Origin of the sequence: Thermoanaerobacter sp. YS13 (assembly GCF_000806225.2) — a bacterium.
GTDB classification, from domain to species: domain Bacteria; phylum Bacillota; class Thermoanaerobacteria; order Thermoanaerobacterales; family Thermoanaerobacteraceae; genus Thermoanaerobacter; species Thermoanaerobacter uzonensis.
This window is the reverse complement of sequence record NZ_JOOI01000001.1, coordinates 637,792-652,500: the sequence shown is the minus strand read 5'-3', so window position 1 is coordinate 652,500 and position 14,709 is coordinate 637,792. Positions and strand designations below refer to the sequence as shown.

Sequence of the window (14,709 nt, the reverse complement as noted above, 5' to 3'; positions counted from 1 at the left end):
CGGCAAAATGACTCCGTAACTTCGGGAGAAGGAGTGCCGAAAGGCCGCAGAGAAGAGGCCCAAGCGACTGTTTACCAAAAACACAGGTCTCTGCTAAGTCGGAAGACGAAGTATAGGGGCTGACGCCTGCCCGGTGCTGGAAGGTTAAGGGGAAGGGTAAAAGCTCTGAACCGAAGCCCCAGTGAACGGCGGCCGTAACTATAACGGTCCTAAGGTAGCGAAATTCCTTGTCGGGTAAGTTCCGACCCGCACGAAAGGCGTAACGACTTGGGCGCTGTCTTGATGAGGGGCCCGGTGAAATTGTAGTACTCGTGAAGATGCGAGTTACCCGCGATTGGACAGAAAGACCCCGTGGAGCTTTACTGTAGCCTGTCACTGGATTTTGGTAATTCTTGTACAGGATAGGTGGGAGACGGAGAAGGTAGGGCGCCAGCCTTACTGGAGTCGGCGTTGGGATACCACCCTGGGATTACCGGAATTCTAACCTATAGCCGTGGAGCCGGCGTAGGGACAATGGCAGGTGGGCAGTTTGACTGGGGCGGTCGCCTCCTAAAGGGTAACGGAGGCGTCCAAAGGTTACCTCAGCGCGGACGGGAATCGCGCGAGAGAGTATAAAGGCAGAAGGTAGCCTGACTGCGAGAGAGACATCTCGAGCAGGGACGAAAGTCGGGCTTAGTGATCCGGCGGCAGTGAGTGGGGACGCCGTCGCTCAACGGATAAAAGCTACCCCGGGGATAACAGGCTGATCTCCCCCAAGAGTCCACATCGACGGGGAGGTTTGGCACCTCGATGTCGGCTCATCGCATCCTGGGGCTGAAGTAGGTCCCAAGGGTTGGGCTGTTCGCCCATTAAAGCGGTACGCGAGCTGGGTTCAGAACGTCGTGAGACAGTTCGGTCCCTATCCGTCGCGGGCGAAGGAAACTTGAGAGGCACTGTCCCTAGTACGAGAGGACCGGGATGGACGAACCGATGGTGTACCAGTTGCACCGCCAGGTGCACAGCTGGGTAGCCAAGTTCGGAGTGGATAAACGCTGAAAGCATCTAAGCGTGAAGCCCGCCTCAAGATTAGGTTTCCCACCCGGCACTCAACTATACTTACTGGAGGAAGGCAAGATGTATTATGTGTATGTCCTGACAAATGAAAAAGGAAAGATATATATATAGGCTATACGTCTAATATAAAGGAAAGGTATTTAGCGCATCAACGAAAAGAAATAAAGAGTACAAGAGAAGGAAAATGGAGATTAGTATACTATGAAGCATATAGAGATAAAAAAGATGCGTTGATAAGGGAGAAACATTTAAAAAAGTCAGGACAAGGGCGTAGATGGCTAAAAGAGAGGATAAAGAATAGTCTTTCCACTAGTGAGTAGAGTTGAGTGCCGGGGTAAGACACCTCGAAGACCACGAGGTAGATAGGCCGGGGGTGTAAGAGTGGAAACACTTTTAGCTGACCGGTACTAATCAGTCGAGGACTTGACCTTTGGCTTTGTGCAGTTTTGAGGGTCTAGATTTCCGGTGGCGATAGCGGAGGGGAAACACCCGTTCCCATTCCGAACACGGAAGTTAAGCCCTCCAGCGCCGATGGTACTGCTTTCGCGGAAGAGTAGGTCGCTGCCGGTAAAATTTTATACATTATTTAAAAAGAGGTAGTCTGTTTTTAAAATGGACTATCTCTTTTCTGTTTTTTTATGCTATAATAAATTAAAAATTTCTTTGGAGGGTTTTGGCCGTGTTAAAAAGTAATAGAATTGAACTTGTTCCATTTGAGAGCAAATATTTTGAAAAATTTGTAGAGTTTCGGAATAGTGATGATAGTAGAAATTTAACGATGCCTGGTATACCATATCCTGTTACAGTAGAAACTGTTGCAGAAAGGTGGAAAACAAAAAAAGATCCAAAAGAAAATGGAGAATTTGCTATAATACTTAGGAGCACAGGTGAATATATAGGAAATGTTTCATATAATAATGTCGACTGGAAAAATAGAAACTGTGAGATAGCTATAATGATTGGGGAAGAAAAACACAGAAATAAAGGCTATGGGACGGAAGCTTTAAATTTACTACTGGATTTCATTTTTAATGAATTAAATTTACATCGAGTAGAGTTAAGGGTTTATGATTTTAATGAGAGGGCAATAAAAAGTTACGAAAAATGTGGTTTTAAAAAAGAAGGACTATTGAGAGAAGTAGTATATAAGCATGGTAAGTACATAAATGAATATGTAATGGGAATTTTAAAAGAGGAGTTTATTAATAGAAACAATTATTACCAGGGAAATAATAACAATAATAAGTGAACAAGGAGGATAACTGTGAGAGCTTTCGTTGGAATTGATATAAGCGAAAAAACTATAGAGCAGATAGTGAGATTTCAGGAAACATTAAAAAATTATACTGTAAAAGGGAGATGGACTTATAAAGATAACTTCCACATCACATTAAAATTCTTAGGGGAAATAGAAGTAGAGGCTATTTCTAAAATAGAAGATGCGGTAAAAGTTGCAGTAAAAGGCATCAGCCCTTTTTACATACGACTTTCAGAAGTAGGATTTTTTAAAGGTGATAAGGAGATGAGAGTTCTGTGGATAGGAACAGAAGAAAGTGAATTTCTAAATAAATTGCATCACAATATAGATAAAGAATTATATAAAATAGGATTTGCAAAAGATGAAAGAAAATTTACTTCACACATTACTATTGCCAGAGACATACGTTTAAGCATTGACATAGAAGAAGTAAATAATATTTTTGAAAAACAAGAGAAAGAGGCTATTTTAGTAGATACAATTTTTTTGTATGAGAGCGTTATACAAGAAAATAGAAGAAAATATATTCCTATATTAAGTGTGCCATTAAAATAAGAAATAAGATGCCTAAAAAGCATCTCAGACTGTAGACAAACTTTCGTAAAGGAGATATTTTGCATAAGAAGCGACTTGTGACAAAGCGGCCCGGCACTCAAGTAAGTATGCTTGTCTTTTCTATTTTTGCTTTATAAACTTTCTTACTTGAGTGCCGGGAAACTTAGCAAGACCGAGGGTGGAGGCAGGGCCGAAGCCATGGATGGCGAAGGCGGGCACTTTAAGGCATGGATGCCGATTGTGCCCGGTACCCTGCCAGAGCCTGAAGGTCGAGCTTTAGTTTTGTCGCTTTGGAACATCGGAGCGACGATGCAAAATATCTCCTTTGAATATTTTTTTAACTTTGTCAACAAACTGAGATGCCTAAAAAGCATCTTACTCTGGATTTACATAAAGGGTCTTTTGGTTTGTGTATATTACAAAGCCCGGTTTTGCACCAGAAGGTTTTTTTACATATTTTTTTAAGGTATAATCAACAGGTACATTTGAAGAATTTTTCGCTTTGCTATATTTGGCGGCTAATTTTGCAGCTTCAATAAGAGTTGTTTCAGGCACAGATTTGTTATTTGTCTTTATTATGACATGGGACCCTGGTATGTCTTTTGTGTGAAGCCATATATCGTTAGGATTTGCGAATTTTAACGTTAGATAATCGTTTTGAGTGTTGTTTTTCCCTATATATATGTCGAAACCGTCTGAAGATACTACATGCAATGGTTGAGAAAGAGTTTGCCGTGATATTTTTTTCTTTTGCTGCTTATGTATATACCCTTGTTCAGATAGTTCATTTTTTATTTCCTCTATTTCTGATGGTAATGTACAATTTTCCAAGTTCACTAGTTGACCTTCTAAATAAGTTATTTCCTGAAGAGTATCGGATATTTGTTTTTCTATTATTTTATTGGCATTTTTTAACTTGCTGTATTTTTTAAAATATCTTTGGGCATTTTCTGAAGGGGAATATTTTTTGTCAATGGGTATTTCGATTTCTTCACCAGTGTAATAGTTTATAGTTTTGAGGCTTTCCATTCCTTTTTTTAGAAGGTGCATATTTGCTGTTATAAGTTCACCGTAAAGTCTAAAAGTGTCAGCATTTTTTGCTTCGTTTAATTCTTGTTGAAGCTTATCTAGTTTGTTATAAAGTTTTTCTAAATTGTTGTTGATGATTTTTCTTAAATCCGAGGACCTTGCTTGCAAATTTATTATATTTGCTTTTTCACTGAAAAATTTACAAGCAGCTTGATTTACTGTAGGGAAAAAAGTTTTTGTAATATATTGAGTCAAATCAATACAAGAAAAGTCAATAATTTCATTTTTCTGAAAAGCAATGCAGGGTTTTAAATTTAAGCTTAAAACATCTTCATATATTTTTTTTATGTGTTGATATAGATTTTCAATTTGCTCATCTTCTATTGATTCTACAAATCTGTCAGATACATTACATCTAAAAGCAACTTCTCTTGCTAAAGTGGGGCTAAATCCTTGTAAAATATCTACTAGAGTTTTTTCAATTTTTTTTGATTTGTAGTTGTTAACAGCTTCTTTAAAAGAAGGTAGCGAGAGATTATTTATATTTAACTTTTCCTGCAGTGGTGGATAGACATATTGCCTCCCAGGTAGTACTTCTCTTACTTTACTCATATCGGAATATACTCTTTTTATGCTATCTATTATCGTTTGAGTAGCTTTGTCAATTAATATGATATTGCTGTATCTTCCCATTATTTCAATAATTAAAGTTTTAATTGTTTGATTTTCTAATTCGTCTTTTGTTTCTATATCGATTTTTACTATTCTGTCAAATTCTACTTGTTTTATATCTATTATCCTGCCGTTTTGAAGAAATTTTCTTAAAAGCATGCAAAACATTGGAGGCTCAGCAGGATTTTCTTTATTTTCTTCTGCAAGATATATTCTTGGATAATTTGCATTAGCAGACAATAGCAGTTTATAGTTTTTACCTTTATTTCGTATTATAAAGATTAATTCTTCTTTTTCAGGTTGATATATTTTATCAATTCTTCCACCAATAATTTCTTCTTTTAATTCTTTTGTTATTGCATGTAAAGTTATGCCGTCCAAAGCCATAGTTATAACCTCCAGATTCTATTGTATATAAAAAGTATACCATGAAATCGAAGGGTTTAATAGTGAAAAAATGATTGTGTTGATTTTAGTTGTAACATTTGTTACAATAAAACAAGATGTAAAAATAGGAATTAAAGTTTGATTGCCATAAGTAGAAAATTGAAAAGCAAGAGAAAGATAGAGGAGGTATAAAGTTGAAGTGGTTACTTTTTGTGTATAAGGTCCCAAGTGATTCTTCTACAGCTAGAGTTACTATATGGAGAAGAATAAAAAAAATTGGCGCTTTGTATTTACAACAGTCTGTATGTATTGTGCCTTACGTGGAAAGGTTTTTAAAAGAAATAGAGAAGCTAAAGGATGAAATTAAAGGCTTTGGAGGAGATTTTAAAGCCTTTGAAGTAGTGGCCCTTGATGAAGAAATAGAGAAAGATGTGGTAAAACAATTTAATCATCAAAGGAGGGAAGAATATAGTGAAATAAAGGAACAATGTGAAGAGTTTTTTAAAGAGATTGAAAAAGAGATAGCAAGAAAAAATTTTACTTTTGCAGAATTAGAGGAAAATGAAGATGAGTTGAATAAGTTATATAAGTGGTTTGAAAAAGTAGCCCAAAGAGATGTGTTTGAGTGTGAAATGAAAGAAGAGGTTAAGGATTTATTAAAAAAAGCCAGTCGAGACTTTGAATATTTTGCTTCATTGGTTTATGAAAATAATAAAGAGTGAAGGGAGGCATTTTAATTGTTAAATGTAATTATTTTGGGGTTGACAAGTCTTTTTACAGATATATCTACTGAAATGGTATATCCTTTGATTCCACTTTTTCTCACTTCTCAACTTTGGGCAAGTCCGGCAATAGTAGGGATTATTGAAGGGGTTGCGGAAAGTCTAGCTAGTATACTTAAGGTTTTTTCAGGGTACATATCTGATAAAGTAAGTAAAAGAAAACCTTTAGCTATAGCTGGATATTCTTTTTCTACTATAGGAAAAATGTTTTTGTATTTTGCTACTTCATGGGTATGGGTTTTTTTAGGTAGAACCAGTGACAGATTTGGAAAAGGAATACGAACAGCTCCAAGAGATGCTTTGATTGCTGAAGCTGTAGATAAAGAAAACATTGGGAGAGCATATGGACTTCATAGGGCATTGGATACTTTAGGCGCAACGATTGGAATTACTTTAGCGTATTATTTTTTGGCTTCTTATAAAGGGGATTATAAAGTAGTTTTTATGTATTCTCTGATACCAGCTTTTTTAGGAGTTATTGTGCTGTTTTTTGCTAAGGAAAGCACAGTAAAACATGAACTTTCAAAAAAACTTTCATTTTCTTGGAAAAGTCTTGATAGACGTCTTCAAATGTTTTTAATAGTTATTTTAATTTTTGCCTTAGGCAATTCTTCTAATCAATTTTTACTTTTGAGAGCAAAAAATGTGGGCTTTAGTGATTCGGATGTTATACTTTTGTACTTGGTGTATAATATTGTTTACATGATATTTTCATATCCAATGGGAAGATTATCTGATAAGATAGGAAGAAAAAAGCTTCTCATTATGGGTTATTTCTTTTATGGAATAGTGTATTTAGGATTTGCAATTTTGGGTTTTAAAACTGCTATGTGGGTGTTATTCCCTGTCTATGGTCTATACATCGCTTTGACTGAGGGTGTTGAAAAAGCTTTAGTTGCGGAGATTTCTCCACCTCATTTAAAAGGTACAGTTATAGGGCTTCATGCTACTTTTACAGGCATTGGCCTTTTACCGGCTTCTTTTATAGCGGGAGTACTTTGGGATACATTGGGAGTAACTGCACCTTTTTATTTTGGCGGAATTATGGGAGTTTTGGCTGCTATTGGCCTTATGATCGTTTTATGATTGTTTTCCTCACATTTTCTTAAAATATCTAACCAAATTAGCCATTTTTGTGTTATAATATCCTTGAAGATTAGAAAATGGAGTGATATAGGTGAAATTTACTAAAATGCATGGTTTGGGAAATGACTTTATAGTAATTGAGGCTCTAGAAAATGTAGATTATAGTGAATTAGCTATTAAACTTTGTGATAGGCATTTTGGTATAGGTGCGGATGGTCTTTTAGTTGTTGAGCCTTCAGGAATTGCAGATATTAGGATGAGGATTTTTAATGCAGATGGTAGCGAAGCAGAAATGTGCGGTAATGGTTCTAGATGTTTTGCAAAATATGTTTATGAAAGAGGGATAGTAAAAAAAGAGAAAATGGCAGTGGAAACCTTAGCGGGAGTGATTATGCCAGAAGTTTTTGTAGAAAATGGGAAAGTAGAAAGTGTAAAGGTTTATATGGGCAATCCCATTTTTGAAGCTAGCAAAATACCTGTAAAAAGTGACAAGCAAAAATTTATAAATGAGCCAGTAAAAATAGAGGGGAAAGTTTATAAATTAACTTCTCTAAGGGTAGGAGTGCCTCATACTATTGTTTTTGTAGAATCATTAGATGAAAATATGATTAAAGAATTAGGTCCTAAAATTGAAAAATCTTCCCTTTTCCCTCAAGGCACAAATGTAGATTTTGTAAAAGTAGAAGATAAAGAAAATATTTCTGTAAGGACTTGGGAAAGAGGTGTGGGGCTTACTCTTGCTTGTGGAAGCGGTGCCTGTGCCTCTGCAGTAGCTTCAGCAGTTTTAGGTAAAACGGAGCGAAATGTCAATGTCCATTTTAAAGCTGGAAAACTTTTAGTAGAATGGTTGGAAGACAATAGTATTTATTTATCAGGAAGTGTGGAAGAAGTCTTTAGAGGTGAGATAGAGCTTTAGTTTAATACAGAGAGAATTTGACTATAATAAGAAAAAGGTGATATGATGATAAAAAGCATGACCGGTTATGGAAGAGGTGAGATTAAGGAGAAAGGCTATTATATAACTGTGGAAATTAAATCTTTAAACCACAGATTTTTAGATATAAATTGCAGAATGAATAAACTTTTAAGTGGACTTGAAGAAAAAGTGAGAGAATTTGTTTCAAAGCAGATTGAGAGAGGGAGAATAGAATTAAATATTGGCTTTGAAGTATATGAAAAAAGCATTAATGTTATAGAAATTGATGAGAGTCTTTTGTCAGAATATCTTAGAGTTTTTACTGATATAAAGTCTAAATTTGAATTAGAAGGATTTATAAAGGTAAGTGATTTGGTGTATTTGCCAGAGGTTATCAAAGTAAAGAATGATGATTTGGATTTAGAAGAGATATGGGAGCTATTAAAACTGCCATTGGGTGAAGCTATTAATAACCTCATTGACATGAGAAACAAAGAAGGTATAAAATTATACGTTGATGTAGTTAATAGGATAGACAAAATTTCAGATATAGTAAAAGAGATTGAAGATTTGAGTTTTGTAATGGTAGAAGATTATAGAAAAAGATTGGAACAGCGTATAAAAGAATTGGGGGTAGATATAGATCATAATAGGATGTCAATGGAAATAGCAATTATTGCTGACAAGTCATGTATTGCTGAAGAAATAACAAGGCTTAAAAGCCACATTATCCAATTTAAAGATTCTTTAGAAGAAGAAGGGTCTGTAGGTAAAAAATTGGATTTTATAGTTCAAGAGATGAATCGTGAAGCTAATACCATTGCTTCAAAGTCAATAGACTATAGAATTTCTAGTAAAGTCATTGATTTGAAAAATGAAATTGAAAAAATTAGAGAACAAGTTCAAAATATTGAGTAGGGAGGAAAAAGTATGTCGATTAAATTAATAAATATTGGTTTTGGCAATATAATTTCGGCTAATAGATTGGTGGCAATAGTTAGTCCAGAATCTGCACCTATAAAAAGAATAATTCAAGAGGCAAAAAATAGAGGTATGCTTATCGATGCTACATATGGTAGAAGAACAAGAGCCGTTATAATTACTGATAGTGACCACATAATACTTTCTGCTGTTCAACCAGAGACCGTAGCTAATCGTCTCAATTCTAACAAGGAGATATTAGAAGATACTTTAGAAGAAGAGGAAGAAGAGGAAGAGTAGGGGGAATTTGTGTTGTCGAAAAAGAAAAAAGGGTTACTTATTGTACTTTCTGGGCCGTCAGGGGCAGGGAAAGGGACGATATGCAAAGCTTTGATGGAAAAAGAGAAAGATTTAAAATTGAGTATATCTGCCACTACCCGTCAGCCAAGAAGCGGAGAAATAGAAGGGAAAAACTATTTTTTTAAATCGGAAGAAGAATTTGAGAAAATGATAGAAAATGATTCTTTATTAGAATGGGCAAAGGTATACGACCACTACTATGGAACACCAAAGGATTTCGTATTAAAAAATTTAGAAGAAGGAAATGATGTGGTTTTAGAGATAGATATTCAAGGAGCTTTAAAGATAAAAGAGAAGTTTCCAGAAGGAGTATTTATTTTCATATTGCCTCCTTCAATGGAAGAATTAAAAAATAGGATTAAAAAACGGGGGACAGAGACAGAAGAGGAGATAATAAAAAGATTTAAAAGTGCTTATGAAGAATTAAATTATGTTTCCAAGTACAATTATGTAGTTATAAATGATAGTGTAGAAGAAGCGGTTGAAAAAATTAGAGCTATAATTATTGCAGAAAAATGCAGAGTTGATAGAAATAAAGATTTGTACTTAGAAATCAGGGAGGGATTGACATGATTTTATATCCATCAATTGTAGATTTAATGGAAAAAGTGGATAGCAAATATACTTTGTGTTCTTTAGTTGCAAAAAGAGCAAGACAGATTATTGCTGGTGACACTAAATTATTAGACATAGATTCTGATAAACCTGTAACAATTGCTACAGAAGAAGTAAATAAAGGACTTATTACTTATCAAAGACCGCAAAAATATGGAATAAAATAGAGGGTGTTGAAATGAATACAAGCAAAAAAAATGTAGTATTAGGGGTTACAGGAGGTATAGCAGCTTATAAAGCTGCTGACCTTACATCTCGATTAGTAAAAAAAGACATAAATGTGGATGTCATAATGACAAAGGAAGCTACAAATTTCATAAGCCCTCTCACTTTTGAGGCTTTAACTAACAATAAAGTAGTTGTTGATATGTTTGCAGATAGGAAATATTGGGAGATTGAACATATTTCTTTAGCAAAAAAAGCAAATGTATTTGCAATAGTTCCAGCAACTGCAAATATTATTGCTAAAATTGCTCATGGGATTGCAGACGATATGTTAACTACTACTATTCTTGCTACAAAGAGTCCTGTATTAATTGCTCCCGCCATGAATACAAACATGTATACCAATCCTGTAACTCAAAAGAATATTAAAATTCTAAAAGAATATGGTTTTTTATTTGTGGAGCCAGCTGCCGGAAGGCTTGCTTGTGGGACTTATGGCGCAGGAAGATTGGCTGATGTAGATGAGATTGAAAAAGCTATTTTAGAGTTATTGGACAATAAGGAAAAAAGAGATTTTGAAGGGAAAAAGGTATTAGTAACAGCAGGGCCTACTCGAGAGCCTCTTGACCCTGTAAGATACATTACAAATCGCTCTTCGGGTAAAATGGGCTATGAGATTGCAAAAGCTTTAGTAGAAAGAGGGGCACAAGTGATTTTAATTTCTGGGCCTACTTATATAGAGGTACCTAAAGATGTGACTTTTATTCCTGTAGAAACAGCGGTAGATATGTACAATGCTGTCATGATGCATCTTAATGAAGTAGACATTGTCATAGGGGCTGCAGCTGTTTCTGACTACAGACCTAAAGAGATGAAAAAAGAAAAGATAAAAAAAGATGAAGAGAAATTAACTATTGAATTGGTTAAAAATCCAGACATAATGTATGAAGTAGGACAGAAAAAAGGAAACAAGATTTTGATAGGCTTTGCTGCTGAAACTACTAATTTAGTAGAATATGCGCAAAGAAAGTTAAAGGAGAAAAATATGGATTTAATAGTTGCAAATGACGTAACTCAAAAAGGAGCAGGTTTTGAAGTAGACACTAATATAATAAAAATCATAGATAGAAATTTAAACGTAAAGGAGTATCCTTTGATGACAAAGATTGAAGCTTCTCATGTGATATTAGATGAAATAGCTAAATTGTTGTAAGGCCTTTTGGCTTTTTTTATTTGGTAAATATTTAACAGGCGGAGGTTGCCATGTTTGCCGAGGTCGTTGTAGACATTAAATCTTCTAATACTGACAGGGTATACACTTATCGTATTCCTGAAGGAATGGATATAAAAGTTGGTATGAGGGTATCTGTTCCTTTTAATAATAGGTTTATAGATGGTTATGTAATAAGTATTACTGACAAGGCGTCTTATTCAGTGAATAAAATAAAGGATATCCATAGGATTTTAGACAGCTATAGCATATTTGATGAAAAAATGATTGAACTGGCTAAGTGGATAAAGGAATATTATAAATGTTATTTTTCTGAAGCTCTCCAGACTATAATGCCTGTAGGGATAAAGCAAGGGGAAAAGAAAGTAAAGGTTGTGAAAATAAATATTGATGAAATACCTCCACAGCTTCCCAAAAAGGCGCCAAAGCAATACGAAATATTACAGTATTTAAAAAATAGAAGTCCTATTAGGCTTTCTGAGCTTGTTAAGGTGCTCAATATAGACTATGGAGTTATAAGAAGTTTACAAAATAAAGGGTATATAGAAATTTATGAGGAAGAAGTATTGAGATTTAGTGTAAAAGATATTGAAAGAACCAAGCCTCTATTATTGACAGAAGAACAACAAAGAGCTGTAGAAGAGGTTAAAAGTTCTATCTTGACAGGCACTTTTGATAAATATTTGCTTTTTGGTGTAACAGGAAGTGGCAAAACTGAAGTTTATCTTCAATTAATAGATGAAGCTATAAAAATAGGCAAAAGCGCTATAGTTTTAGTACCAGAAATCTCATTGACGCCTCAGACTATTGAAAGGTTTGTGAGTCGATTTGGCAATAGAGTGGCTGTAATTCACAGTGGCCTTTCACCGGGAGAACGCTTTGATGAATGGCGAAAAGTAAAAAATGGTTTAGTGGACGTAGTAGTTGGTGTGAGAAATGCAGTTTTTGCCCCTTTTAATAATATTGGCCTTATTATAATTGACGAGGAACATGAGACTACCTACAAACAATCAGACTTAAGACCTAAATATAATGCTAAAGAAGTGGCAGAAAAGCGGTGTGAAATAGAAAAAGCAGTCCTGGTTATGGCCAGTGCTACTCCTTCTTTAGAGACCTATTATAAAGCTAATAAAGGAGAATATAAACTTATAAGACTTACAAAAAGGATTAATGTTTATATGCCGCAGATAGAAGTTGTCAATATGAGTGAGGAATTGGCAAGCGGAAATACTTCAATATTTAGTCGCAAATTATTTTCCTATATAAAAGAAAATCTTAAAAGGAAAGAGCAAACTATTCTTTTTTTAAACAGAAGAGGATACTCTTCATTTGTTTCCTGCAGAGATTGTGGCTATGTGCCCAAATGTCCTAATTGTGATATTTCTTTAACTTATCATTTTGAAGATAAAAAATTGGTTTGCCATTATTGCGGTTATGAGGAGACTATGAAAGATACATGTCCTAAATGTGGAAGTAAAAGAATAAGGTATTTAGGCATAGGGACCGAAAGAGTAGAAAACGACATAAAAAAGTTTTTTCCTAATGCAAGAGTTTTGAGGATGGATGTAGATACCACAAGAAAAAAAGGGTCTCATGAGAAAATTTTTTATGACTTTAGAAATGGTAAGGCAGACATTCTAATCGGTACGCAAATGATATCTAAAGGCTTTGACATTCCAAATGTTACGTTGGTGGGAGTAATACTTGCGGATATAACTTTGAATCTTCCTGATTTTAGGTCCAGTGAGAGGACTTTTCAGCTGCTTACTCAGGTAGCTGGAAGGGCAGGAAGAGGTGAAAAGCCTGGAAGAGTAGTAATACAGACCTATGAAGATGACCACTATAGTATAGTTACCGCAAAACAGCAAAATTATGTGAAGTTTTACAACGAAGAGATAAAATACAGAGAAATTTTTAGATATCCTCCCTTTTCACATCTAATGAATATAGTGATATCAGGAGAAGAGGAAGAAGAGGTTAAAAACACTGCTGCAAACACTTATTTAACTTGTCAAAAGCTTATTAACAAACTTCAAAATAAGAGTTATAATAAAATACTAGGACCTGCTCCAGCTCCTATAAGTAAGATAAACAACCGATATAGATGGCAGGTCATTTTAAAAAGTGAAGATAGAAATATCTTGACGGAGATAGCAGAAGAAATTCAAAAGATGAAATATCCTAAGGATATAAGGATAGCTGTAGACATTGACCCTTTGAATATCATGTAAATTTAAGGAGGTATTTATTTTGGCAATAAGGTATATTAGAAAAAATGGAGATGAGGTCTTAAGAAAAAAAGCAAAACCTGTTACAGAGGTAAATCCTCATATTCTCACTATATTAGAGGATATGGCACAAACTATGTATCTCAATGATGGAGTTGGATTAGCTGCTAATCAAATAGGAGTTTTGAGAAGGTTAGTTGTCATAGATGTGGGGGAAGGACTTTTAGAGCTTATAAACCCTGAAATTGTGTATGAAGAAGGAGAACAGGTAGGGGCCGAAGGCTGTTTAAGTATTCCTGGAGTAGTAGGAGAGGTTAAAAGGCCTAAAAAAGTAAAAGTAAAATATTTGGATAGAGAAGGTAAAGAGAGGGAAATTGAAGGAGAGGACTTATTGGCAAGAGCTTTATGCCATGAAATAGACCACTTAAACGGAGTTCTATTTATAGATAAGGCTATAAGATTTTTAGATGAAGAAGAAAAAGAAAATGTCAAGGAGGTATGACTTGTTGAAAATTGTCTTTATGGGGACGCCTGACTTTGCTGTCCCCTCTTTGCAAAAACTTTTTGAAGAAGGGTATGATGTGGCTGCAGTGGTTACGCAGCCAGATAAACAGAAAGGGAGGGGAATGAAACTTAGTTTTTCTCCTGTTAAAGAAGTGGCATTGCAAAAAGGAGTAGAAATTTTACAGCCGGAGAAAATAAAAAACAATCCAGAGTTTTTAAACAGATTAAAAGAGATAAATCCCGATGTCATAGTTGTTGCAGCTTATGGAAAGATTTTGCCTGAAGAGGTTTTGACACTGCCCAAATACGGCTGCATAAATGTCCATGCTTCTCTTTTGCCCAAATACAGAGGAGCTGCTCCGATTAATTGGGCTATAATCAATGGTGAAAAAGAAACGGGTATTACTACAATGCTTATGGATAAGGGATTGGATACAGGAGATATGCTTATCAAAAAATCTATTCATATTTTAGAGGAAGATGATGCGGAAACACTTCATGATAAGCTTTCTCGATTAGGAGCAGAGGTTTTGATAGAAACCTTAAAGGCGTTGGAAAAAGGTACTTTGATTCCTGTGAAACAGCGGGAAGAGGAGGCTTCTTATTCACCAATACTTACTAAAGAAATGGGACATATAGATTGGAACAAAACGGCAGAAGAAATCCGAAATTTGATAAGGGGAATGAAACCTTGGCCTGGTTGTTACACTTTTTATGAAGATAAAATGTTGAAAATTTGGAAAGGCGAGATAGTTGAATACAATGGGAATGAAGAAAATGGAACAGTTTTAAAGTCAAAAGGGGATTTAATTGTGAAATGCGATAAAGACGCCCTAAAGATAGTAGAAATTCAACAAGAAGGTTCTAAAAAAATGGGTATTAGGGAATATTTAATAGGTCACAATATACCTGAAGGGACAATCTTTAGATAATTTAAAAAGGAGAAT

14 protein-coding genes and 2 rRNA genes (1 of these 16 only partly in view) are annotated in these 14,709 nt (G+C 35.1%); 15 read left to right on the top strand and 1 reads right to left on the bottom strand.

Annotated elements, in window-relative coordinates; genetic code table 11:
* From THYS13_RS03410 to thpR, 4 genes are all read left to right on the top strand, one after another.
* A 23S ribosomal RNA gene (locus THYS13_RS03410) occupies positions 1–1,484 on the top strand (it extends 1,753 nt beyond the left edge of the window).
* Between the two features lie 30 nt (positions 1,485–1,514).
* A 5S ribosomal RNA gene (rrf, locus tag THYS13_RS03405) occupies positions 1,515–1,623 on the top strand.
* A 109-nt stretch (positions 1,624–1,732) separates the two neighbouring features.
* Positions 1,733–2,302 carry a GNAT family N-acetyltransferase gene (locus tag THYS13_RS03400; protein WP_042833163.1) on the top strand — a complete coding sequence of 190 codons (570 nt, stop codon included), beginning with the start codon at positions 1,733–1,735 and terminating at the stop codon, positions 2,300–2,302.
* Positions 2,303–2,317: 15 nt separating this feature from the next.
* Positions 2,318–2,866, top strand: a complete 549-nt coding sequence (gene thpR / locus THYS13_RS03395; protein ID WP_042833162.1) for an RNA 2',3'-cyclic phosphodiesterase — start codon at positions 2,318–2,320, stop codon at positions 2,864–2,866.
* Between the two features lie 375 nt (positions 2,867–3,241).
* Here thpR and THYS13_RS03390 read toward each other — a convergent pair whose 3' ends face one another.
* Positions 3,242–4,954 carry an NFACT family protein gene (locus tag THYS13_RS03390; RefSeq protein ID WP_042833161.1) on the bottom strand — a complete coding sequence of 571 codons (1,713 nt, stop codon included), beginning with the start codon at positions 4,952–4,954 and terminating at the stop codon, positions 3,242–3,244.
* 194 nt (positions 4,955–5,148) lie between these two features.
* On the opposite strand from THYS13_RS03390, the gene THYS13_RS03385 reads away from it, so the two are divergent.
* The 11 genes from THYS13_RS03385 to fmt all read left to right on the top strand — a co-directional run bounded on the left by THYS13_RS03385 (position 5,149) and on the right by fmt (position 14,694).
* Positions 5,149–5,676: a Chromate resistance protein ChrB gene (locus THYS13_RS03385; protein WP_042833160.1), complete on the top strand. Its 528-nt coding sequence runs from the start codon at positions 5,149–5,151 to the stop codon at positions 5,674–5,676.
* A gap of 15 nt (positions 5,677–5,691) precedes the next feature.
* Positions 5,692–6,822 carry an MFS transporter gene (locus tag THYS13_RS03380; protein ID WP_042833159.1) on the top strand — a complete coding sequence of 377 codons (1,131 nt, stop codon included), beginning with the start codon at positions 5,692–5,694 and terminating at the stop codon, positions 6,820–6,822.
* A 91-nt stretch (positions 6,823–6,913) separates the two neighbouring features.
* Positions 6,914–7,738, top strand: a complete 825-nt coding sequence (gene dapF, locus THYS13_RS03375; RefSeq protein ID WP_042833158.1) for a diaminopimelate epimerase — start codon at positions 6,914–6,916, stop codon at positions 7,736–7,738.
* Positions 7,739–7,783: 45 nt separating this feature from the next.
* Positions 7,784–8,656 carry a YicC/YloC family endoribonuclease gene (locus THYS13_RS03370; RefSeq protein ID WP_042833157.1) on the top strand — a complete coding sequence of 291 codons (873 nt, stop codon included), beginning with the start codon at positions 7,784–7,786 and terminating at the stop codon, positions 8,654–8,656.
* A 12-nt stretch (positions 8,657–8,668) separates the two neighbouring features.
* Positions 8,669–8,959, top strand: coding sequence for an extracellular matrix/biofilm regulator RemA (gene remA / locus THYS13_RS03365; RefSeq protein WP_003868203.1), 291 nt, complete (start codon positions 8,669–8,671; stop codon positions 8,957–8,959).
* Between the two features lie 9 nt (positions 8,960–8,968).
* Entirely contained in the window at positions 8,969–9,592 is a 624-nt protein-coding gene (gmk, locus tag THYS13_RS03360; protein WP_042833156.1) for a guanylate kinase, read from the top strand.
* Positions 9,589–9,801: a DNA-directed RNA polymerase subunit omega gene (gene rpoZ / locus THYS13_RS03355; protein ID WP_042833154.1), complete on the top strand. Its 213-nt coding sequence runs from the start codon at positions 9,589–9,591 to the stop codon at positions 9,799–9,801. Before gmk ends, rpoZ begins: the two co-directional genes overlap by 4 nt.
* Positions 9,802–9,812: 11 nt before the next feature.
* Positions 9,813–11,012, top strand: a complete 1,200-nt coding sequence (gene coaBC, locus THYS13_RS03350; RefSeq protein ID WP_042833153.1) for a bifunctional phosphopantothenoylcysteine decarboxylase/phosphopantothenate--cysteine ligase CoaBC — start codon at positions 9,813–9,815, stop codon at positions 11,010–11,012.
* A 50-nt stretch (positions 11,013–11,062) separates the two neighbouring features.
* Positions 11,063–13,261: a primosomal protein N' gene (priA, locus tag THYS13_RS03345; protein WP_042833152.1), complete on the top strand. Its 2,199-nt coding sequence runs from the start codon at positions 11,063–11,065 to the stop codon at positions 13,259–13,261.
* A 19-nt stretch (positions 13,262–13,280) separates the two neighbouring features.
* Positions 13,281–13,760, top strand: a complete 480-nt coding sequence (gene def, locus THYS13_RS03340; protein ID WP_042833151.1) for a peptide deformylase — start codon at positions 13,281–13,283, stop codon at positions 13,758–13,760.
* A 4-nt stretch (positions 13,761–13,764) separates the two neighbouring features.
* Positions 13,765–14,694, top strand: a complete 930-nt coding sequence (gene fmt / locus THYS13_RS03335; protein ID WP_042833926.1) for a methionyl-tRNA formyltransferase — start codon at positions 13,765–13,767, stop codon at positions 14,692–14,694.
* The last annotated feature ends 15 nt before the right edge of the window (positions 14,695–14,709 follow it).